Source organism: Piscinibacter sp. PDB1-1 (genome assembly GCF_056675995.1).
Window position 1 is genome coordinate 511,759 of record NZ_JBWVZJ010000003.1, and the last position, 22,250, is coordinate 534,008.

The window sequence follows — 22,250 nt, forward strand, 5'->3', positions numbered from 1 at the left end:
CTGCGCGCAGCTCAGCGTCCCGGCGCACGCGCCAGGGCAAAAGCCAGCCACGAACCCAGGCCGAGCAGGGCCAGCACGAGGATCACCTCGCGGTAGCCCGGCAGCGCGAGCAGCAGCCAGGCCACGGCCAGCGGGGCTGCGGCACGTGACACAAGCGAGATCGTCGTCATCGCACCGCTGATGCGGCCGACATGCTCGCGGCCGAAGAAGTCCGGCACGATGTTGCCTCGCACGATGGTGCTCAGGCCATTGGCAATGCCGAAGAACATGGCGAACAACATCAGTGCCACGAAGTGGTCGGCCAGCGCGAACACCGTGAGCGACGCCGGCGTGCCCGCCAGCACCACGAGGCCGAGCGTGCGTGGCGACACATACCGGCCCAGCCACAGATAGACCAGCCGGCCCGCCACCTGCGCCGGGCCCACCCACATGACCACCGCCAGCGCCTGGGCCTCGCTCGTGCCCTTGGCCGCGAAGGCCGGCATGATGTGCGCCCACAGCGCCGCCGACACGAAGGCATAGAGCGTGAACGCAGTGGTGAGCAGCCAGAAAGACCGGTGACGCAGGGCGTCGTGCAGCGTGGCGTCGTCGACTGCGTCTGGCGTGAGGTGGCGCGAGGGCATGTCGGGCCCGCGCAAGGCCCACGCATGAAGCGGAGCGACGACACACAGCAGCGTCAGGCCGATGACCACCAAGGCCACTCGCCACCCGCCCATCGAGATCAGCCCCGCCACCGCCGGAAACGACAAGGTGCTCGCGAACCCGCCCACCAGCGTGAGCGAGGTGATGCCCTCGCGGTAACGGTCGGGGAAGCGCTTGGTCAGCACTGAGAACGCTGGGTCGTAGAGGCACATGGACATCGCCGGCCCCATCAACGCCCAGGCGGCATACAGGCCCACCAGCCCGCTCACCTGCGACCACACGAGAAAGCCCACGCCGGCGAGCGCGGCGCCCAGCGTCATCACCCACCGGCCGTGGCCGCGATCGATCGCCGCGCCGGCCGCGTAGCTGCAGACGCCCCACAAACCCATGCCCAGGGTGAAGGCGCCCATCGTCTCGGGCTTGCCCCAACCGAATTCGCGCTGCATGGGCAGCACGAAAGACGAGAAACCGTAGAACAGCGCCGCCCAGCAGAGCAGTTGCCCCACCGCGAGTGCAACGATGGTCGAGCGGTAGGACGGCAGTTTCACGGGCGCGATTATCGTGAGCGATGATCCCGACCGGCCCCTGGGCCATCAGCCGACCTCTCCAACGCTCATGAAACTCTCGCAGATCATCTTCTCCCAAGGCTTTGGCGCACGCCGTGAATGCGAAGGCCTGATCGCCTCTGGCCTGGTCAGCATTGCCGGGCAGGTGCATGACGACCCGTTCGAGGACATCGACCCCGAAGGGCTGGTCTTCCACGTGCGTGGCGAACCCTGGCCCTATCACGCCAAGGCGCTGATCGTGATGAACAAGCCACAGGGCGTGGAGTGCTCTCAAAAGCCCAAGCACCACGTGAGCATCTACAGCCTGCTGCCCGTGCCGCTGCGACGGCGCGACGTGCAAAGCATCGGCCGCCTGGACGAAGACACGACCGGCCTGCTGCTCTTCACCGACGATGGTGCACTCATCCACCGCCTGACGTCGCCCAAGAAGCATGTGAACAAGATCTACGAGGTGACTTGCAAGCACCCCGTCACCGACGAGCAGGTGCAGCGCCTGCTGGCCGGCGTGAAGCTCGTGGACGACCCGGCCACGGTGGCCGCCGCGGCCTGTGAGGTCACCAGCGAACTCACGCTGCGGCTCACGCTCACCGAAGGCAAGTACCACCAGGTCAAGCGCATGCTGGCGGCAGTGGGCAACCGCGTCGAGGGCTTGCACCGCAGCGGCTTCGGCGCCTTGCAACTTCCTGCCGATTTGGCCCCCGGCCAGTGGCGTTGGCTGCCGGGCCCGGAAGTGATCAGCCCGCGATAATCGGCGCCCATGCAAGTTTTTCGCGGCATCCACCACCCCGACATCGCCAACGCCTGTGCCCTGACCATCGGCAACTTCGATGGCGTGCACCGTGGCCACCAGGCCATGCTGGCGCTGCTTCGCTCCGAGGCCCAGCATCGCGGCCTGCCCTCGTGCGTGATGACCTTCGAGCCCCACCCGCGTGACTACTTCGCGCGGTTGGCGGGCAAGCCAGAGGCCGCGCCCGCCCGCATCGCAACGCTGCGCGACAAGCTCAGCGAGCTGGAGCGATGCGGCATCGATCAGGTGGTCGTGCTGCGCTTCGACAAGGCTTTGGCCACGCAGTCGGCCCAGGCCTTCATCGATGAAACGCTCGCAGCCGGTCTGGGGACACGTTACGTGCTGGTCGGCGACGACTTCCGGTTCGGCGCCAAGCGCGCGGGCGACTACGCCATGCTCGATGCCGCAGGTGCCGCGCAGGGCTTCGACGTGGCCCGGATGAACAGCTACGAAGTGCACGGGCTGCGCGTTTCAAGCTCGGCCGTGCGCGATGCCCTCGCCACGGGCGACATGGCGCAAGCGGCCGCGCTGCTCGGCCGCCCGTACAGCATCAGCGGCCACGTGGTGCACGGCAAGAAGCTCGGGCGCACCCTGGGCTTTCGCACGCTCAACCTGCGCTTCGCGCACGCCAAATCGGCGGCCATGGGGATCTTCGCCGTGCTGGTCCATGGCCTGACCGAGGCGCCTCTGGGTGGCGTGGCGAGCTTGGGCATCCGGCCCACGGTGGACGACAGCGGCCGCGTGCTGCTCGAAACGCACGTCTTCGACTGGCCCGCCCACCTCGGCAACGAGGGGGCCTACGGTAAAATCGTGCGCGTGGAACTGCTGCACAAACTGCGCGACGAGGCCCGTTTCGACGGGCTGGAGGCCTTGCAGGCCGCGATCGACCTGGATGCTCGCAATGCGCGCGAGTTCCTGGCCGCCCATGCGGCTCAACGCCGCCAGACCACGCGCGACCGAATTTAAAGCTCGCCCCACTCCTCTTCGCTGAAGAGCTCGCGAGCCCAGGCCATCGGGCCTGCCCCCACCCACACAGGCGCGCCCCCACGGTGTGCAAAGTGCCATGACCGACAAGACCACCGCCCCCGCCACCGACTACCGGTCCACGCTCAACCTGCCCGACACGCCCTTCCCCATGCGCGGCGACCTGCCCAAGCGCGAGCCGGGCTGGGTGAAGGACTGGGACCAGCAAGGCATCTACAAGCGCCTGCGCGAAGCGCGCCATGGCGCCCCCAAGTTCATCCTGCACGACGGCCCGCCCTACGCCAACGGCCAGCTGCACATGGGCCACGCGGTCAACAAGGTGCTCAAGGACATGATCACGAAGGCGCGCCAGCTCAAGGGCATGGACGCGCTCTACGTGCCCGGCTGGGACTGCCACGGGCTGCCGATCGAGAACCAGATCGAGAAGACCTTCGGCCGCGGCTTGCCGCGCGACGAGGTGCAGGCCAAGAGTCGCGCCTACGCCACCGAGCAGATCGCCCAGCAGATGGTCGACTTCAAGCGCCTGGGTGTGCTGGGCGACTGGGAGCACCCCTACCGCACGATGGACTTCGGCAACGAGGCCAACGAGATCCGCGCCTTGAAGCGCGTGATGGAGCGCGGCTTCGTCTACCGCGGCCTGAAGCCCGTGTACTGGTGCTTCGACTGCGGCTCCTCGCTGGCCGAGTTCGAGATCGAGTACGCCGACAAGACCTCGCACACGGTGGATGTGGGCTTCAAGTCGGCCGAGCCCGAGAAGCTCGCCGCCGCTTTCGGCCTTCCCAAGCTGGAGAAGGAAGCTTTCGTCGTCATCTGGACCACCACCGCCTGGACGATCCCGGCCAATCAGGCGCTCAATCTGAACCCCGAACTGGAGTACGCCCTGGTCGACACCGAGCGCGGGCTGCTGCTGCTGGCGTCGGCGCTGGTCGAGAAGTGTCTGGAGCGCTACGGCCTGCAAGGCCAGGTGATCGCGACCACGCTGGGCAAAAACCTGGGAGGCCTGAACTTCCATCACCCACTGGCGCACGTGCACCCGGGCTACGACCGCCTGAGCCCGGTGTACCTTGCCGACTACGCCACGGCCGAAGACGGCACCGGCATCGTCCACTCCGCGCCCGCCTACGGCATCGAAGACTTCAACTCCTGCCGTGCGCACGGGCTGGCGCTCGACGACATCCTGAACCCGGTGCAGGGCAACGGCACCTACGAAGCCTCGCTGCCGCTCTTCGGTGGCCAGAACATCTGGAAGGCCGCCGCCGCAGTGACCGAAGCGCTGCGCGAGAACGGCCGGCTGTTCAACACCGCGAAGCTCGTCCACAGCTACCCGCACTGCTGGCGCCACAAGACGCCGGTGATCTATCGCGCTGCGGCCCAGTGGTTCGTGCGCATGGACGAAGGCGAAGGCGTGTTCACCAAGGACAAGGCGCCCAAGACCCTGCGCCAGACCGCGCTCGAAGCCATCGACGCCACCAGCTTCTACCCGGAGAACGGCCGCGTTCGGCTTCGCGACATGATCGCCAACCGACCCGACTGGTGCATCAGCCGCCAGCGCAGCTGGGGTGTGCCCCTGCCCTTCTTCCTGCACAAGGACAGCGGCGAACTGCACCCCCAGACCATGGCGTTCATGGACCGCGCGGCGGCCATCGTCGAGAAGGGCGGCATCGAGGCCTGGTCCAAGCTCGACGCGGCTGAGTGGCTGGGCGCCGAGGCGACCCAGTACAACAAGAGCAACGACATCCTCGACGTTTGGTTCGACTCCGGCTCGACCTTCTTCCACGTGCTGCGCGGCAGCCACGAGGGCGGCCGCCACACCAGCGGCCCCGAGGCCGATCTCTACCTCGAAGGCCACGACCAACACCGCGGCTGGTTCCACTCGTCGCTGCTGATCGCCTGCGCGATCGAAGGCCGCGCACCCTACCGCGGCCTGCTGACGCACGGCTTCACCGTCGACAGCCAGGGCCGCAAGATGAGCAAGAGCCTCAAGAACGGCATCGAGCCGCAGGAGGTGAGCAACAAGCTGGGCGCCGAGATCATCCGCTTGTGGGTGGCCGCCTCCGACTATTCCGGCGACATCGCCGGCGACGACAAGATCCTCGCTCGCGTGGTCGACGCCTACCGACGCATCCGCAACACGCTGCGCTTCCTGCTCGCCAACACCAGCGACTTCGATGCATCGAAAGACGCCGTGCCGCTGGGCGAGATGCTGGAGATCGACCGCTACGCCCTCGCGCGTGCGGCCGAGTTCCAGGCCGAGGTGCTGGCGCACTACGAGGTCTATGAGTTCCACCCGGTGGTCGCCAAGCTGCAGGTCTTCTGCAGCGAAGACCTCGGCGCGTTCTATCTCGACGTGCTGAAGGATCGGCTCTACACGACGGCCCCGAAGTCCCTCGCCCGCCGCAGCGCGCAGACGGCGCTCTGGCACATCACGCACGCCATGCTGCGCTGGATGGCTCCCTTCCTGAGCTTCACCGCAGAAGAGGCGTGGAAGGTGTTCGCGCCGGGCCAATCGCCGTCGATCTTTACCGAGGTGTACAGCGACACTTCATCGTGGATGGACGAGACGTTGGCAGCGAAGTGGAACCGCATCCGGTATGTGCGCGATGAAGTCAACAGGCAACTTGAAGAGCTTCGCAAGAACTCGGAGATCGGCTCCTCGCTGCAAGCCGAAGTGGAGGTGTTTGCAGACTCCGACCTCCTGAACGACCTGAGATCGCTCAGCGACGACTTGCGGTTCGTTCTGATCACTTCGCGCGCGGAAGTGGCCGATGCAACCACACCAGAGGCAAAGCAAACGATTGCGCGACTTGGCTTGATTGGCTTGCTGCCAGCGGGTGGCGGAGAGGTGCTTACTCAAAGACCCAGCATGGTCTTCGTTAAAGCATCCAAGAGCAACAGTTCGAAGTGCGAGCGCTGCTGGCACTACCGCGATGACGTGGGCGCCGATGCGGCCCACCCCACCATCTGCGGGCGCTGCACCAGCAACCTCTACGGCGCGGGCGAATCGCGCAAGGCGGCATGAGCATGGCATTCGACAAATCTCGCTCCGCCTTGTGGCCGTGGCTGCTGGTCGCCGCCGCGGTGATCGGTCTCGACCAGCTCACCAAGTCACTGATCCTGCAGCACTTCCAGTATGGCGACAGCCGCTACATCACCTCGTTCTTCAACATCGTGCGGGCACACAACCCGGGCGCGGCTTTCTCGTTCCTGGCCGATGCCTCGGGGTGGCAGCGCTGGTTCTTCGTCGGCCTGGGCGGAGTGGCCGCGATCTTCATCGTCTGGATGCTGCGCAGCCATGGCGGCCAGCGCGTGTTCGCCTGGGCACTCTCGCTGATCCTGGGCGGCGCGCTCGGCAACGTGATCGACCGCCTGATCCACGGCTACGTGGTCGACTTCGTCCAGGTTCACTGGGGAAGCCGCTACTTCTTCCCCGCCTTCAATGTGGCCGACAGCGCCATCACGGTGGGCGCGGTGCTGCTGATCCTCGACGAACTGATGCGCGTGCGCCGCGGGCGCTGACGCGTCGGTGGTTCAGGGTTTCGCGCCGGCCTCGAACCAGCGCTTGACCAGATCACGCTCTTCGGGCGTCATCTGCGTGGCGTTGTTCAACGGCATCAGCTTGAGCACCGAGGCCTGCTGATACACCGCCTGAGCGTTGTGCAGGATCAACTCGGGCGTGTGCAACTGGATGCCCTTGTTGACGAGTTGCTCGCTGTGGCACATCACGCAGCGCTGCGCGACAACGCTTTGAACCTCCGCAAAGCCAGGGGCTGCGGCGGGACCGGCGGCGCGGTTCGCAGGCGCCTCCGGCATCGTGGCGCTGGCCACGCCCGCCAGCAGCACGAAGCCCACCACCGCATACCACCACGGCACCGCCTGGCCCGTGGCCAGCGCCTTGTGGCGGAGCACGAAGCTTTGGCGGATCAAGGCGCCGGCCAGCATCATCACGACCAGCACCAGCCAGTTGTTCGCTGACTCGTACAAGAAGCCGTAGTGGTTGCTCAGCATCGCCAGGATCACCGGCAGCGTGAAGTAGGTGTTGTGAACGCTGCGCTGCTTGCCACGGCGGCCGTACACCGGGTCCACCGGTTGGCCGGCCCTCAGCGCCGCCACCACCTTGCGTTGGCCGGGGATGATGACCATGAGCACGTTGCCGCTCATCGTGGTGGCCATCATCGCGCCCACCAGCAGGAAGGCCGCCCGGCCGGCGAACAGGTGGCACGACAGCCACGCCGCGAACACGATGAACAGGAACACAAGCACGCCGACGATCAGGTCACCGTTCTTGCGGTGGCCGAAGAGTCGGCAGATGCCGTCGTAGATGGCCCAGAAGGCCACGAAGAAGCCCAGCGCCGTCACCACCGCCGCGGTGGGTGACCAGTCGAACACCCGCTTGTCGATCAGGAAAGTGCTCGCGTTGAACAGGTACATCACCGTGAACAGCGCAAAGCCGGTGAGCCATGTGGAGTAGCTCTCCCACATCGACCAATGCAGCTTCTCGGGCAGCAGCGCTGGTGAGACGGGGTACTTCTGCTGGTGATAGAACCCGCCGCCATGCACGGCCCACATTTCGCCACCGACGCCCTTGTCGCGGTCCTTCGGATCGGCGGGGCTGATCAGGCCGTTGTCGAGCCCGACGAAGTAGAACGAAGCGCCGATCCAGGCGATGCCGGTGATGACGTGCGCCCAGCGCAGCAGCAGGTTGAGCCAGTCAAGAAGATGGGCGTCCATGTGTATACAGTTTCAGCTACCACGGTAGGTGGAATAGGCCCAGGGGCTCGCCAGCAGAGGCACGTGATAGTGCTGATCTGTATTGGCCAGGCCGAAATCGAGAGGGACGTTCTCGAGGAACGGGGGCTCGGGCAACGCCACGCCCCGTTCCCGGAAGTACGCGGCGAGCTCGAACACCAAGCGGTAGGTGCCGGGCTTGAAAGCAGCGTGGTCGAGCAGCGGGCCGTCGGCGCGGCCGTCGCCGTTGAGCACCACCTGCTTGATCTGAACGGGCTCGCCCGTGCCGGTGCGATACAGCGTCACGCGCATGCCGGCGGCGGGGCATCCGTTCATCGTGTCGAGCACGTGGGTGGTGAGTTGGCCCATGCCGGGGTTGCCTTCAAAAATGAGTTGCAAGACACAATAAAGTGTATACAGTTTGCCGAACGACGCAACTCCCAGCCGGCACTTGACCGCCATGCCTCGCACCGAAACCCTGCAAGCCATCCGAGCGCCCGGCCGAACGCCGCGAGCCGGGCGTAAGCAAGTTTCGAGCGCAGAGGCTGCCGACGCCAGCCTCCAGACGACCACCCGCCGCATCGCGGACTCGATCACCACCGCCATCGTCGAGCGGCGGCTCATGCCCGGCACCAAATTGGCCGAGCAGAAGATCGCCGACATCTTCAAGGTCTCGCGCACCATCGTGCGTCAGGCCTTGCACCAGCTCAGCCGCGACAAGCTCGTGACCCTGGAGCAGGCCCGCGGTGCGCGTGTCGCGCAACCCAGCGTCGAAGAGGCGCGCCAGGTGTTCGAGGTGCGCCACATGCTCGAGTCCGCCATGATCCGCCGCGCAGCAGGCGAACTCACGCCCGGGCAGATTGCCGAGCTGCGCGCGCACCTGCGCGACGAGCAGGCCGCAGTGCAGCGCACCGATGTATCGGGCCGCACGCGCCTGCTGGCCGACTTCCATGTGGTCATCGCGCGGATGCTCGGCAACGAGACTCTGGCCGACATCTTGCGAGAACTGGTGTCGCGCAGTTCGCTCATTTCGCTGATGTACCAATCCGCCCATTCCGCCGAGCACTCCTACGCCGAGCACGTGGCCATCGTCGACGCGCTGGAGCAAGGCGACGCCCGCGCCGCCGTCAAGCTGATGGAGAACCACCTGCGCCACGTCGAGCGCAACCTGCGACTCGACCCGCGCGTGCCCGACCTCGAAGCCGTGCTGTTGCAACAGACCTGAACCATGACACGCTCCAACGACACTGCGGGCCAGGCGCCGGGCCAGCCCCAAGCCAGCCCTCACGCACTCGGGGCGGCGCGCGATGCAGCCGCCGAGCGGGGAGCTGACACCTACCCGCGCGACCTGGTCGGCTACGGCCGCAACCCGCCCCACGCCCAATGGCCGAACGGCGCACGCATCGCGGTGCAGTTCGTCCTCAACTACGAGGAAGGCGGCGAGAACAACCCGCTGCACGGCGACCCCACCTCCGAGACTTTTCTCTCCGAACTCGTCACTGCCCAGGCCTACGAGAGCCGGCACATGACGATGGAATCGATGTACGAGTACGGGTCGCGTGCAGGCGTGTGGCGCATCCTGCGCGAATTCGAGAAGCGCAAGCTGCCCTTGACCGTGTTCGGTGTCGGCATGGCCATGCAGCGCTACCCGGAACTGGTGGCCTGCTTCATGGAGAGCGGCTACGAAATCGCCAACCACGGCCTGCGCTGGATTCACTACCAGAACCTGCCCGAGGCCACCGAGAAGCGCCACCTCGACCTCGCCACCCACGTCTTGCGCGACATGACCGGCGGCGCCTGGCCGCTCGGCTGGTACACCGGGCGGGACAGCCCGAACACCCGCCGCCTCGTCGTAGATCACGGCGGCTACGAGTACGACAGCGACTACTACGGCGACGACCTGCCCTTCTGGACGCCCGTGACCAAGAGCGACGGCAGCACGGTGCAGCACCTAGTGGTGCCCTACTCGCTCGATACCAACGACATGCGCTACGTGCAGGCGCAAGGCTTCAACACGGGCGATCACTTCTTCACCTACTTGCGCGACAGCTTTGATGCGCTCTATGCCGAAGGCACCGATGGAGAGCAGAAAGGCACACCCAAGATGATGAGCATCGGCATGCACTGCCGCCTGCTGGGCAAGCCGGGGCGCATCGGCTCGCTGCAACGCTTTCTTGACCACGTGCTCGCGCACGACAAGGTGTGGGTGTGCCGCCGCATCGACATCGCGCGGCATTGGAAGCAGCACTTTCCCGCACCGGCATGAACTTGACGTTGGACCAGCTCAATGCGGCGACGCTGACCCAGGCGTCGGAGATGCTCGCCGGCGTCTACGAGCATTCGCCCTGGATCGCCGAGGCCGCGCTCACGCACCGCCCGTTCAAGAGCCTGGCTCACCTGAAGCACGCCATGGCCGATACCGTGCGGCAGGCCGACCGTGTGGCGCAGCTCGCGCTCATCCGCGCCCACCCGCAACTCACCGGCAAGCTGGCCGACGCGGCCGCGCTCACGGCGGAGTCGGCCCATGAGCAGGCCACCGCGGGTCTCAAGGCGTGTTCGCCCGAAGAGCTGGCCGCATTGCAGCGCCTCAACGCCGAGTACCTCGCCAAGTTCGGCTGGCCCTTCATCGTGGCGGTGCGCGGGCCGCGCGGCACCGGCCTCACGCGGCAACAGATCATCAACACCTTTGCTCGCCGCCTCGAAGGCCACGCCGATTTCGAGCTCGCCGAGTGCCTGCGCAACATCCACCGCATTGCCGAGATCCGCCTCAACGACAAGTTCGGCGTCGAGCCCATCCTCGGCAACCAGGTGTGGGACTGTGCCGAGCTGCTTGCGCAACACAGCGACGTGGATGACGCCCTCACCGTCACCTACCTTACCCCGGCCCATCAGGCCTGCCAGGTGCAGCTCGTTCGCTGGATGCATGACTGTGGGTTCGATGACGTGCAGGTCGACGCCGTCGGTAACGTGGTCGGCATCTACGAAGGCACGGACCCCACTGCGCCAAGCTTGCTCACCGGCAGCCACTTCGACACGGTGCGCAACGGGGGCAAGTACGACGGTCGGCTCGGCATCTTCGTGCCGATGGTCTGCGTGCGAGAACTGCACCGCCAAGGCCGGCGCCTGCCTTTCGGCCTGGAGGTGATCGCCTTCGCCGAAGAAGAGGGCCAACGCTACAAGGCAACCTTTCTCGGCTCGGGCGCGGTGATCGGCCGCTTCGACTACACCTGGCTGAACCAAGAGGACGCCGATGGCATCACCATGCGCGAAGCCATGTTCGCGGCGGGGCGCGACATCTCGCAGATCGACGCGATGAAGCGCGACCCGGCGCAGTACATGGGCTTCGTCGAAGTCCATATCGAGCAAGGGCCCGTGCTGAACGAGATCGATCTCCCGCTGGGCGTGGTGACCTCCATCAACGGGAGCGTTCGTTACCTGGGCGAAGTGATCGGCATGGCCAGCCACGCCGGCACCACGCCCATGGACCGCCGTCGGGACGCCGCCGCGGCGGTGGCCGAGCTGCTCCTGTACGTGGAGAAGCGCGCCGCACAGGTGCCGAACCTGGTGGGCACCGTGGGTATCGTCAACGTGCCCAGCGGTTCCATCAACGTGGTGCCGGGGCGCTGCCAGTTCAGCCTGGACATCCGCGCCACCACCAATGAGGTGCGTGACGCCATGGCGCACGACGTGCTGGCCGAGTTGCAGCGCATCAGCGTGCGGCGCGGGCTGCATTACACGATCGAAGAGACGATGCGCGCCTCGGCCGCGCCGAGTGCACCCGAGTGGCAAGCCCGCTGGGAGCGCGCCGTGGAGTCACTGGGCCTGCCGGTGTTCACGATGCCCAGCGGTGCGGGCCACGATGCCATGAAGTTCGACGAGGTGATGCCGCAGGCCATGCTCTTCGTGCGCGGCGGCAACTCGGGCATCAGCCACAACCCGCTGGAGGTGACCACGAACGACGACGCGCAACTGTGCGTGGAGGCGTTCTCGCACTTGCTTGAGCAACTGGCCGCCGAGCCCACGACGCGAGCCAAGACACCATGAGCCCACACACCGAACTCGACGCCTGGATAGACGCCCACTTCGACGACGAGGTGCGCTACCTGCAAGCGCTGGTGCAGGTCCCGACCGACACCCCGCCCGGCGACAACGCGCCGCACGCCGAGCGCACCGCCGAACTCCTGGCGGGGTTAGGCTACAGCGCCGAGAAGCACCCCGTGCCCGAGGCCGAGGTGCGCGCCTACGGCCTGCAATCGATCACCAACCTGATCGTGCGACGCGCTTACGGCCCCGGCCCCACCATCGCGCTGAATGCCCACGGCGACGTGGTGCCGCCCGGAGAAGGCTGGGTGCACGACCCATACGGTGGTGCAATCGAAGACGGCAAGCTCTACGGGCGCGCCGCCGCGGTGAGCAAGAGCGATTTCGCCACCTTCACCTTCGCCGTGCGTGCGCTCGAATCGCTGGGCGCACCGCTCAAGGGCGGTGTGGAACTGCACTTCACCTACGACGAAGAGTTCGGCGGCGAACTCGGCCCGGGCTGGCTGCTGAGGAACGGCCTGACGAAGCCCGACTACCTGATCGCCGCCGGCTTCAGCTACGAGGTCGTCACCGCGCACAACGGCTGCCTGCAGATGGAGGTGACCGTGCACGGCAAGATGGCCCACGCCGCCATCCCGAGCACGGGTGTGGATGCGCTGCAGGGTGCGGTCGCCATCCTGAACGCGCTGTACGCGCAGAACACGTTGTACAAGCAGGTCACTTCCAAGGTGGCGGGCATCACGCATCCGTACCTCAATGTCGGCCGAATCGAGGGCGGCACCAACACCAACGTTGTGCCCGGCAAGGTGGTGCTCAAGCTCGATCGCCGCATGATCCCCGAGGAGGACCCGGTGGCCGTCGAAGCCAACATCCGCAAGGTGATTGCCGACGCGGCAGCCAGCTACCCCGGTATCGCGGTCGACATCAAACGCCTGCTGCTGGCCAACTCGCTGCAACCGCTGCCGGGCAACAAGCCGCTGGTCGATGCGCTGCAGAAGAACGCACAGGCCGTGTTCGGCGAGTCGATCCCGGCGATGGGCACACCGCTCTACACGGATGTGCGGCTGTACTGCGCGCAAGGCATCCCGGCCGTCATCTACGGTGCCGGGCCGCGCACGGTGCTCGAATCGAATGCGAAGCGGGCGGACGAGCACCTGGTGCTGGAAGATCTGCGGCGCGCGACCAAGGTGGTGGCCCGCACGCTGTACGACATGCTGAAAGTGGCCTGAAGGTATGGCCGCACAGCACCACCACACATCAGCGTCCGGCATGGTCCGCACACCACCGACCGCTCAGGCTGAGGTATCGAAGCCCCGAGCTTGCCGAGACCGTGCACGGCTTCGATACCTCAGCCCGAGCGGACAGTGATGTGAGCAGGCAGCCCAACACCAGAACCTCCATGCTCCGCCTAGAACTTCTCAAGCTCAGCAAGAGCTACCCCGCCGTCAAGGCCAACGACCAGGTGAGCCTGCGCGTGAAGCCGGGCGAGATTCATGCGGTGCTGGGCGAGAACGGCGCGGGCAAGTCCACGCTGATGAAGATGATCTACGGCGCGGTGCGGCCCGACGAAGGCGAGATCCGCTGGAACGGCGAGCCGGTGCAGATCCGCAGCCCACACGAGGCGCGGCAGTTGGGCATCAGCATGGTGTTCCAGCATTTCAGCCTCTTCGATACGCTGACCGCGGCCGAGAACGTGTGGCTCGGTCTGGGCAAGGGCATGTCGCTCGCCGAGGTCAGCACGCGCATCACGCAGGTCTCCAAGGAGTACGGGCTCGACGTGGAGCCGCTGCGCCCGGTTCACACGCTGTCGGTGGGCGAACGCCAACGCGTCGAGATCGTGCGCGCGCTGATGACGAGCCCGAAGCTGCTGATCCTCGACGAGCCCACCTCGGTGCTCACGCCGCAGGCGGTCGAGACGCTCTTCGTCACGCTACGCAAGCTGGCCAGCGATGGCTGCAGCATTCTCTACATCAGCCACAAGCTCGACGAGATCCGCGCGCTGTGCCACCACTGCACCGTGCTGCGGGCGGGCCGCGTCACGGGCGAGGTCGATCCCACGCAGGAGACCAACGCCAGCCTGTCGCGCCTGATGATCGGCGCGGAGCCGCCGCAACTTCAGCACGCGCCGCGCACGCCGGGCGAGGTGGTGCTGGCCGTGCACGAACTGAGCCTGGCCAAGCTCGACCAGTTCGGGATGAACCTGCAGGGCATCGGCTTCGAGGTGCGCGCGGGCGAGATCGTGGGCATCGCGGGCGTGTCCGGCAATGGCCAGCAGGAACTCATGGCCGCGCTCTCGGGAGAGGACACCCGCGCCGCGCCGGCCACCATACAGCTCTTCGGCCAGCCCATTGCGCGCAAGCCGCCGCAGGTTCGCCGTGCGGCGGGGCTGCACTTCGTGCCCGAGGAGCGGCTTGGGCGGGGCGCTGTGCCCACCCTCTCGCTGGCCCAGAACACGCTGCTGACGCGTACCGAGGCCGTCAGCCGCGGTGGGTGGCTCAAGATCGCGCAAGTGGCCGAACAGGCACGCCAGCTCATCGAGCGATTTCATGTGAAAGCGGGCGGGCCGCAGGCCGCGGCCAAGAGCCTTTCGGGGGGCAACCTGCAAAAGTTTCTGGTCGGGCGCGAGATCGACGCACAACCCAAGCTGTTGATCGTCTCGCAGCCCACCTGGGGAGTGGACGTGGGGGCAGCCGCTCAGATCCGGGGCGAATTGCTCCGCCTGCGCGATGCCGGCTGTGCGGTTCTCGTCGTGAGCGAAGAGCTCGAAGAGCTGTTCGAGATCACCGATCGCCTGCATGTGATCGCACAAGGACGGCTCTCGCCCAGCATCGCCACGCGACAGGCCACGATCCCTCAGATCGGCGCGTGGATGTCGGGGCTGTGGCAAGGCCAGCACGAACTTGCACACGAGGTGACGCATGCTCAAGCTTGAAGCCCGGCCTGAGCCGAGCCGTGTGATGTCGGTGGCATCGCCGCTGATTGCGCTGGCCATCACCGTGGTGGTCGGCGTGCTGCTGTTCATGGTGCTCGGCAAGGACCCGGTGCGCGGCCTGCAGGCGTTCTTCGTCGAGCCGCTGAAAAGTGGGTATGCCTTGAGCGAGCTGGCACTCAAGGCGACGCCGCTGCTGCTGATCGCGCTCGGCCTGGCGGTGTGTTTCCGATCCAACGTGTGGAACATCGGCGCCGAAGGCCAGTTCATCCTCGGTGCCATCGCGGCCAGCGGCGTGGCCATGATGGCCGGCAAGGAGACCGGTGGCTGGATCGTGGTGTTGATCCTCCTGGCCGGCGTGGCGGGCGGCATGCTGTGGGCGGCCATCGTGGCGCTCTTGCGCGACAAGGCCAACGCGAGCGAGATTCTGGTCAGCCTGATGCTCGTCTACGTGGCCGAGATGGTGCTGAGCTATCTCGTCTACGGCCCCTGGAAGGACCCGGCGGGCTACAACTTCCCTCAGACCATCAGCTTCCTGCCCGCCACACAGGTACCCAAGCTCTTCAACGGGCTGCGCGTCAACATCGGCCTAGTGATAGCGCTGGTGTCGGTGGCGCTGTTCTGGTTGTTCATGTTCCGCAGCTACTCGGGCTACCAGATGCAGGTGGGCGGGCTCGCGCCAGCTGCGGCGCGCTACGCAGGGTTCTCTTCGCGCAAGGCCTTGTGGACGGCGCTCCTGCTCTCTGGCGGCATGGCGGGCCTGGCCGGCGGGCTCGAGGCCGCGGGGCCGCTCGGGCAGCTCACGCCGCACGTGCCGGCGGGCTATGGCTTCGCGGCCATCATCGTGGCCTTCGTGGGCCGCCTGCACCCGGTGGGCATCGTGTTCTCGGCGGTGTTGATGAGCATGTTCTACATCGGGGGCGAGTTGGCGCAGTCCCGCCTGGGGTTGCCGAAGTCGCTTACCGGCGTGTTCCAGGGGATGCTGCTGTTCTCTCTGCTTGCCTGCGACACCCTTATCCACTACCGCATCCGCCGGGTGCCCACCCGCCCGGCTGCGGCCGGCAAAGCCTGATCGACGCCTTCACGGACGCCCGATGGACACATTCGCACTGCTGATCGCCGCCACGCTCAATTCGGGCACCGTGATCGCCTTTGCCGCACTGGGCCTGCTCATCAACGAGCGCGCGGGTATCGTCAACCTCGGGGCCGAGGGGATGATGCTGGTCGCGGCCATCGCCGGCTTCGCTGCCGCGTTCCACACCGGCAGCGAGTGGTGGGGGCTGGCCGCAGGCGCAGGCGCCGGCGCGCTGCTGGCAGCCGCGTTCGGGCTGCTGGTCATCTGGCTCAACACCAACCAGTACGCCACCGGCCTCGCGCTCAGCCTCTTCGGCGCCGGCTTCTCGGCCTTCATGGGCATCAAGTACACGCAGGAGCGCCTGCCCGAGCACGCCGCCGCGCCCATCCCGCTTTTGGGCGACCTGCCCTTCATCGGGCCGGCGCTCTTCCGGCAGCACGCGATGGTCTATCTGGCAATCGCCCTCACCATCGGACTCGCGTGGTTCCTCTACCGGTCCCGCGCGGGCTTGATCCTGCGGGCGGTGGGCGAGTCACCCGAGTCGGCGCATGCGCTCGGGTACCCGGTGCGCCGCATCCGACTTGCGGCGGTGGTGGTGGGTGGTGCGCTGTGCGGCACCTCGGGGGCGTACATCTCGGTGATCTACACGCCGCTGTGGGTGGAAGGCATGGTCGCCGGCAAGGGCTGGATCGCGCTCGCGCTCACCACCTTCGCCACCTGGCGCCCGGCACGGGTATTGCTCGGTGCCTATCTGTTCGGTGGCGTGACCATGCTGCAGTTTCATCTTCAGGGCGAAGGCGTGCAGGTCTCGAGCCAGTTGCTAACCATGCTGCCCTACCTCGCCACCATCGTGGTGCTGGTGCTGATCTCGCGCAACGCCACCTGGATCCGCGTGAACATGCCGGCTTCGCTGGGCAAGCCGTTCTTTCCTGGGAGTTAGATAAATAATCCGAGGCGCTCCACGAGAGCGCTCGAACCTCGTGTGTGATTTCCTATTGCGATGACCTTTCCTCTGGAGAAGACATGACCCGAACATCCAAACGAGCCCTGCTGAAGATCGCCGGGTGGAGCACTCTCGCCGCGGTCACCGCGCTGGTAGGCTGCGGCAAGAAGGAAGAAGCCGCTCCGGCTGCCCCCTCCGAACCCGTGGCTGCAGCCTCCGCGCCTGCGCCGAAGCCCGAACCCCTGAAGATCGCCTTCGCCTACGTCGGCCCGGTGGGCGACGGTGGCTGGACCTTCGCGCACGACAACGCCCGCAAGGCGGTCGAGAAGCAATTCGGCGACAAGGTCGTCACCAGCTTCGTCGAGAACGTGCCCGAAGCGGCAGACGCCGAGCGCGTGTTGCGTGACATGGTCGGCCAGGGCAACAAGCTGATCTTCGGCACCACCTTCGGCTACATGGAGCCCATGCTCAAGGTGGCGGCCGATGCCAAGGAAGTGAAGTTCGAGCACGCCACGGGCTACAAGACCTCGGAGAACATGCGCACCTACGACAGCCGCACCTATGAAGGCGCGTACATGGCTGGCGTGATCGCAGGCGGCATGACCAAGAGCAACACGCTGGGTGTCGTGGGCTCGGTGCCCATCCCCGAGGTGATCCGCAACATCAACAGCTTCACGCTGGGTGCTCAGTCGGTCAACCCGAAGATCAAGACGAAGGTGGTGTGGGTCAACAAGTGGTTCGACCCACCGAAGGAAACCGAAGCCGCGCAATCGCTGATCAACGGCGGCGCCGACGTGCTGTTCCAGAATACCGATTCATCCGCCGTGCTCAAAGCCGCCGCCAAGGCCGGCAAGTACGCCTTCGGCTGGGACAGCGACATGTCGTCCTACGCACCTGAGGCCCACCTGGCCTCATCGATCATCAACTGGGCGCCGTACTACATCAAGGCCACCAGTGACGCGCTGGAAGGCAAGTGGGCGACCGGCAGCGTGTGGTGGGGCGTGAAGGAAGACGCGATCGACATCGTGTCCATCTCCGACAAGGTGCCGGCCGATCTCAAGGCCAAGGTCGAAGCGGTCAAGGCCGGACTGAAGGATGGCAGCTTCGTCATCTGGAAGGGCCCGATCGTCGGCCAGGACGGCAAGGACCTGGTCAAGAAGGACGAAGCCGCTGACGACAAGTTCCTGAGCGGCGTCAACTTCTACGTGAAGGGCGTTGAGGGCAAGGTGCCCGGCGCCAAGTAAGGCACAGCCTGCGGCTCAACACGATCGAAGGCCGCCGCGTGCGGCCTTCTTTCATTCGAGAGGAACCAGGTCATGACCGAAGCCGGCTTGTGGCACCCCGTTGCCGATTGCGCCTCGCTAGTCGATGCACCACTCGGCGTGCGCCTGCTCTCGCAAGACCTCGTGCTGTGGCGCGACGCCAGCGGCGTGGCGCATGCCTGGGCCGACCGCTGCCCCCACCGCGGCACACGGCTTTCTCTCGGCCGCGTCGTGGCGGCCGACGTCGGTTCGCGCCTCGAATGCCCGTACCACGGCTGGCAGTTTGCAGTCGACGGTCACTGCAAGCGCGTGCCTGCCCTGCCGCAATTCACGCCACCCGCCGCGCACACGGCCTGCACGCATGAAGCGCGCGAGGCACATGGCCTGATCTGGGTCCGGCTGCAGGCCTGCGATGCGCCACCGCCCGCCTTCGACGCCGAGACCGACCCACGCCTGCGCAAGCTGCAGTGCGGCCCCTACGACGTGGCATCGAGCGCGCCGCGCATCATCGAGAACTTTCTCGATCTCTCTCACTTCGGTTTCGTCCACGAAGGCCTGCTGGGCGACCGCGCGCACACCGCCATGGCCGACTACCGCATCGAGCCCACCGCACACGGCTTCATCGCCCACGGCTGCGAAGCATGGCAGCCGCAGAGCAACCGGCTCTCCACGCAAGGCAGCCAGGTCGCTTACCGCTATGAACTCACCGGCCCCTACAGCGCCCAACTCACCAAGCTGCCGCAGGCGCAGAGCGACTACCAGGACGTGATCGGTCTCTTCGTCTGCCCGATCGAGCCCGAGCTCAGCCGCGTATGGTTCCGGCTCGCCGTGACAGATTTCGATTCCACCGACAACGAACTGCGATCCTTCCAGGACACCATCTTTCTGCAGGACAAGCCTGTGCTCGAATCGCAGCACCCGAAACGCCTGCCGCTGAGCGGCGGCGAGATCCACTGCGCCGCCGACCGGAGTTCCGCTGCCTACCGCCGCTTCCTGCGTGAACGCGGCATCACCTTTGGAGTCTGCTGATGAGCCTCATCCCCGAGCACGTTGCCACCATCCCGCGCGAGCGACTGCCCGCCCTGCTGCGCGCCATGCCCAAGGCCGAACTGCACATCCACATCGAAGGTTCGGTCGAACCGGAGCTGATCTTCGAGCTCTCGAAGCGCAACAACATCGACATCCCGTACGCAAGCGTGGAGGCGCTGCGCGAGGCGTATGCCTTCACCGACCTGCAGAGCTTCCTGGACATCTACTACGCCGGCGCCAGCGTGCTCATCCACGAGCAGGACTTCTACGACATGGCGATGGCCTACTTCCGCCGTGCAGCCGCCGACAACGTGGTCCACGCCGAGCTCTTCTTCGACCCCCAGACCCACACCGAGCGGGGCGTGAGCTTCGAGACGGTAATCAAGGGCCTCACGCGCGCCTGCGACACGGCCAGGCGGGAGCTGGGCGTGAGTGGCCTGCTGATCATGTGCTTCCTGCGCCATCTGAGTGAAGAAGCCGCCTTCGCCACGCTCGAAGAATCGCTGCCCTGGCGCAAGCATTTCGTCGGTGTCGGGCTGGACAGCGGAGAGCGCGGCAACCCGCCGGAGAAGTTTGCCCGTGTCTTCGAGCGCTGCCGCGCGCTCGGCCTGCATGTGGTTGCACATGCCGGTGAAGAAGGCCCACCCGAGTACATCTGGAACGCGCTCGACGTGCTCAAGGTCGAACGCATCGACCACGGCGTGCGCTGCCTCGACGACCCTGCCCTCGTGCTGCGCCTGGCCGCAGACCGCACCCCGCTCACCGTGTGCCCGCTGTCGAACATCAAGCTCTGCGTGTTCGGTGACATGAAGGACCACAACATCGCCAAGCTGCTCGAAGCCGGCCTGTGCGTCACCGTGAACTCCGACGACCCGGCCTACTTCGGCGGGTACATGAACCAAAACTTCATCGCAACCTTCGAGTCGCTGCCAGAGCTGGGACCGCGCGCTGCGTTCCAGCTGGCGCTGAACAGCATCGATGCGAGCTTTGTGCCCGAGGCCGAGAAGGCAGGCTGGCGCGCAAAACTGGAGGCGGCGTTTCAGTAGCCATCGTGCCGGGTACCGGCGCCCCTCTGCGACAATCGCCCCCGAACCGCCTGCGTGCCCCCGCAGGCGGTTCGTGTTTTCAACGGGGCCATGTAGAGGAACACCATGTTCAAAAACCTCGCCCGCGGCCTTCTGGCCGCGATGCTCGCGGCCGCGTCCGCACACTCCCCCGCACAGACATCGTCGGTACCGCATGCGTCGGCGAAGCCGCCGCTCAAGGTCGGGTTCGTGTACGTCAGCCCTGTCGGAGACGCCGGATGGAGCTACCAGCACGATCAAGCCCGCCTGCAGATGGAGAAGGCCCTGGGCGACCAGGTGAGCAGTACCGTCGTGGAAGCCGTGCCCGAAGGCGCCGACTCAGAGCGCGTGATGCGTGACCTGGCCTCGCGTGGCAACAAGCTGATCTTCGCAACCAGCTTCGGCTACCTGGAGCCGGCGCTGCGTGTGGCGGCCGATTTCCCTGGCGTCGTGATCGAGCAGACCGGGGGCTACAAGACCGCCAAGAACCTCAACACCTACAACGGCCGCTTCTACGAGGGACGCTATCTCGCGGGCCTGCTCGCCGGCAAGATGAGCAAGAGCGGCGTGGCGGGCTATGTGGCGGGCTTCCCGGTGCCCGAGGTGATGCAGGGCATCAACGCCTTCACCCTGGGCATGCGTGCGGCAAACCCGAAAGCGCAGGTGAAGGTGCTGTGGCTCAACACCTGGTTCGACCCCACACGCGAGCGCGAGGCGGCCACCACGCTCATCAACCAGGGGGCGGACATCCTCACCAACCACAGCGGCTCGGCCGCGGTGCCCCAGACGGCACAGGCCTTCTTCAAGAGCAAGGGCGTGCGCGTGGTGTCCTACCAGAGCGACATGCGACGCCACGCGCCCGATGCGCAGCTCACCGCCGTCACGCCGCAATGGGGCGCCTACTACACGCGCGTGGCTCAATCCGTGCTCAACGGCACCTGGCAATCCAGACCCGTGTGGGGCGGCATCAAGGACGGCTTCGTGGGCCTCGCACCGTTCTCGCCTTCGGTTCCGGCCGAAGTGGTTGCGCTGGTGAAAGCGCGCCAGGCAGACATCGAAGCCGGCCGCCTGCACCCGTTTGCGGGCCGCCTCGTCGACAACACCGGTGCCGTGCGTCAAGCCGAGGGCGTGATGGACGATGCCACGCTGTCGCGCATGAACTGGTTCGTGCAGGGCGTGATCGGCACACTGCCCAACGGCTGATCACTTCGGCGCGGGCAACCCGCGCACAGCACGCGATGACGCGAGGCGGCACACTCGCGGGATGTCTTCTTCTTCATCCCCTCGCCTCACCCCCGGCGTCATCGTCCTGCTGACTCTCCCGCCCCTGCTGTGGGCCGGCAACGCGGTCGTCGGTCGAATGCTGGTCGGCCTGTTCCCGCCGCTGGCGCTGAGTTTCGCGCGCTGGGTGCTGGCACTGCTCATCCTGCTGCCGCTCGGCTGGCGCGTCTTCAAGCGGCCGCAGGACATCCGACGCCGCCTGCCCTACCTGGCGCTGCTGGGCTTTCTGGGCGTGGGCAGCTTCAACGGCCTGCAGTACCTCGCGCTGCAAACCTCCACGCCGCTCAACGTGGCGCTCATCATCTCGAGCATGCCGCTGTGGATGCTCGGCCTGGGCGCGCTGTTCTATGGCGAGCACCCGACGCGCCGGCAGATCGCGGGGGCGGTGCTGTCGCTGATCGGCGTGACGCTCGTCGTCTCGCGCGGCCAGGCCGAGGTGCTGCTCTCCTTGCGGCTGCTGCCGGGCGACATCGTCATGCTCGTGGCCGTAGCGCTGTGGGCCTGGTACAGCTGGCTGCTCGCACGCCCGCCGGCACACATGACGGGCGAAGCCCGCCCACCCTGGGGCTGGGCGGAGTTGCTGCTGGTGCAGGTGCTCTTCGGTACGGTGTGGGCCGGTCTCGGCGCGGGAGCCGAGGCCGCGGTGCACCAGAACACCACGATCCACTGGACACCCGGCGTCGTGGCGGCGCTGGCCTACATCGTGATCGGCCCGTCGATCGTCGCCTACCGGTGCTGGGGCGCGGGCGTGGCCACGGTCGGGCCCGCCATCGCCGCGTTCTTCAACAACCTCACGCCGGTGTTCGCTGCCCTGCTGTCAGCCGCGGTGCTGGGCGAAACGCCGCACTGGTATCACGTGCTCGCGTTCGCGTTCATTGCCGCGGGCATCGTCGTCACGTCGAGGCCGGGCAGGCGCTGATCC

19 protein-coding genes are annotated in these 22,250 nt (G+C 66.5%); 16 read left to right on the forward strand and 3 right to left on the reverse strand.

Features of this window, described 5'->3' with window-relative positions:
- Positions 1 to 11: 11 nt before the first annotated feature.
- A complete protein-coding gene (locus AC1KAR_RS18275; protein WP_480320284.1) occupies positions 12 to 1,190 on the reverse strand; it encodes an MFS transporter in 1,179 nt (392 codons plus the stop codon).
- Positions 1,191 to 1,257: 67 nt separating this feature from the next.
- On the opposite strand from AC1KAR_RS18275, the gene AC1KAR_RS18280 reads away from it, so the two are divergent.
- From AC1KAR_RS18280 to lspA, 4 genes are all read left to right on the forward strand, one after another.
- Positions 1,258 to 1,956 carry a pseudouridine synthase gene (locus tag AC1KAR_RS18280; protein ID WP_480320286.1) on the forward strand — a complete coding sequence of 233 codons (699 nt, stop codon included), beginning with the start codon at positions 1,258 to 1,260 and terminating at the stop codon, positions 1,954 to 1,956.
- Between the two features lie 9 nt (positions 1,957 to 1,965).
- A complete protein-coding gene (locus AC1KAR_RS18285; protein WP_480320288.1) occupies positions 1,966 to 2,961 on the forward strand; it encodes a bifunctional riboflavin kinase/FAD synthetase in 996 nt (331 codons plus the stop codon).
- Between the two features lie 97 nt (positions 2,962 to 3,058).
- Positions 3,059 to 5,998 carry an isoleucine--tRNA ligase gene (ileS, locus tag AC1KAR_RS18290; RefSeq protein ID WP_480320290.1) on the forward strand — a complete coding sequence of 980 codons (2,940 nt, stop codon included), beginning with the start codon at positions 3,059 to 3,061 and terminating at the stop codon, positions 5,996 to 5,998.
- Positions 5,995 to 6,495, forward strand: a complete 501-nt coding sequence (gene lspA / locus AC1KAR_RS18295) for a signal peptidase II (protein ID WP_480320292.1) — start codon at positions 5,995 to 5,997, stop codon at positions 6,493 to 6,495. Before ileS ends, lspA begins: the two co-directional genes overlap by 4 nt.
- Before the next feature lie 12 nt (positions 6,496 to 6,507).
- On the opposite strand, the gene AC1KAR_RS18300 is transcribed toward lspA, so the two are convergent.
- The gene (locus tag AC1KAR_RS18300; RefSeq protein WP_480320294.1) at positions 6,508 to 7,707 is read right to left on the reverse strand and encodes a urate hydroxylase PuuD; all 1,200 of its coding nucleotides are present in this window, start codon (positions 7,705 to 7,707) and stop codon (positions 6,508 to 6,510) included.
- 12 nt (positions 7,708 to 7,719) lie between these two features.
- Positions 7,720 to 8,073: a hydroxyisourate hydrolase gene (gene uraH / locus AC1KAR_RS18305; protein WP_480320297.1), complete on the reverse strand. Its 354-nt coding sequence runs from the start codon at positions 8,071 to 8,073 to the stop codon at positions 7,720 to 7,722.
- Positions 8,074 to 8,164: 91 nt separating this feature from the next.
- Here uraH and AC1KAR_RS18310 point away from each other — a divergent pair, with 91 nt between their 5' ends.
- From AC1KAR_RS18310 to AC1KAR_RS18365, 12 genes are all read left to right on the forward strand, one after another.
- Positions 8,165 to 8,929, forward strand: coding sequence for a GntR family transcriptional regulator (locus tag AC1KAR_RS18310; protein ID WP_480320299.1), 765 nt, complete (start codon positions 8,165 to 8,167; stop codon positions 8,927 to 8,929).
- Positions 8,930 to 8,932: 3 nt separating this feature from the next.
- Positions 8,933 to 9,970 (forward strand): allantoinase PuuE, encoded by a 1,038-nt coding sequence (gene puuE, locus AC1KAR_RS18315; RefSeq protein ID WP_480320301.1) that lies wholly within the window; start codon positions 8,933 to 8,935, stop codon positions 9,968 to 9,970.
- Complete coding sequence (uraD, locus tag AC1KAR_RS18320) at positions 9,967 to 11,748, forward strand: 2-oxo-4-hydroxy-4-carboxy-5-ureidoimidazoline decarboxylase (protein WP_480320303.1); 1,782 nt, start codon at positions 9,967 to 9,969, stop codon at positions 11,746 to 11,748. The genes puuE and uraD overlap by 4 nt, the downstream gene beginning before the upstream one ends.
- Positions 11,745 to 12,974 (forward strand): M20 family metallopeptidase, encoded by a 1,230-nt coding sequence (locus AC1KAR_RS18325; RefSeq protein WP_480320305.1) that lies wholly within the window; start codon positions 11,745 to 11,747, stop codon positions 12,972 to 12,974. The genes uraD and AC1KAR_RS18325 overlap by 4 nt, the downstream gene beginning before the upstream one ends.
- 170 nt (positions 12,975 to 13,144) lie before the next feature.
- Positions 13,145 to 14,677 carry an ABC transporter ATP-binding protein gene (locus tag AC1KAR_RS18330; RefSeq protein WP_480320307.1) on the forward strand — a complete coding sequence of 511 codons (1,533 nt, stop codon included), beginning with the start codon at positions 13,145 to 13,147 and terminating at the stop codon, positions 14,675 to 14,677.
- Complete coding sequence (locus AC1KAR_RS18335; protein ID WP_480320309.1) at positions 14,664 to 15,746, forward strand: ABC transporter permease; 1,083 nt, start codon at positions 14,664 to 14,666, stop codon at positions 15,744 to 15,746. Before AC1KAR_RS18330 ends, AC1KAR_RS18335 begins: the two co-directional genes overlap by 14 nt.
- 22 nt (positions 15,747 to 15,768) lie before the next feature.
- Complete coding sequence (locus AC1KAR_RS18340; protein WP_480320312.1) at positions 15,769 to 16,689, forward strand: ABC transporter permease; 921 nt, start codon at positions 15,769 to 15,771, stop codon at positions 16,687 to 16,689.
- Between the two features lie 83 nt (positions 16,690 to 16,772).
- On the forward strand, positions 16,773 to 17,936 hold the full coding sequence (locus tag AC1KAR_RS18345) for a BMP family ABC transporter substrate-binding protein (RefSeq protein ID WP_480320314.1): 1,164 nt from the start codon (positions 16,773 to 16,775) through the stop codon (positions 17,934 to 17,936).
- Positions 17,937 to 18,008: 72 nt separating this feature from the next.
- Complete coding sequence (locus tag AC1KAR_RS18350; RefSeq protein WP_480320316.1) at positions 18,009 to 18,983, forward strand: Rieske 2Fe-2S domain-containing protein; 975 nt, start codon at positions 18,009 to 18,011, stop codon at positions 18,981 to 18,983.
- Positions 18,983 to 20,029 (forward strand): adenosine deaminase, encoded by a 1,047-nt coding sequence (locus AC1KAR_RS18355; RefSeq protein ID WP_480320318.1) that lies wholly within the window; start codon positions 18,983 to 18,985, stop codon positions 20,027 to 20,029. Before AC1KAR_RS18350 ends, AC1KAR_RS18355 begins: the two co-directional genes overlap by 1 nt.
- A 105-nt stretch (positions 20,030 to 20,134) precedes the next feature.
- Positions 20,135 to 21,250 carry a BMP family ABC transporter substrate-binding protein gene (locus AC1KAR_RS18360; RefSeq protein WP_480320320.1) on the forward strand — a complete coding sequence of 372 codons (1,116 nt, stop codon included), beginning with the start codon at positions 20,135 to 20,137 and terminating at the stop codon, positions 21,248 to 21,250.
- Between the two features lie 61 nt (positions 21,251 to 21,311).
- Positions 21,312 to 22,247 carry a DMT family transporter gene (locus tag AC1KAR_RS18365; protein ID WP_480320322.1) on the forward strand — a complete coding sequence of 312 codons (936 nt, stop codon included), beginning with the start codon at positions 21,312 to 21,314 and terminating at the stop codon, positions 22,245 to 22,247.
- Positions 22,248 to 22,250: the final 3 nt, after the last annotated feature.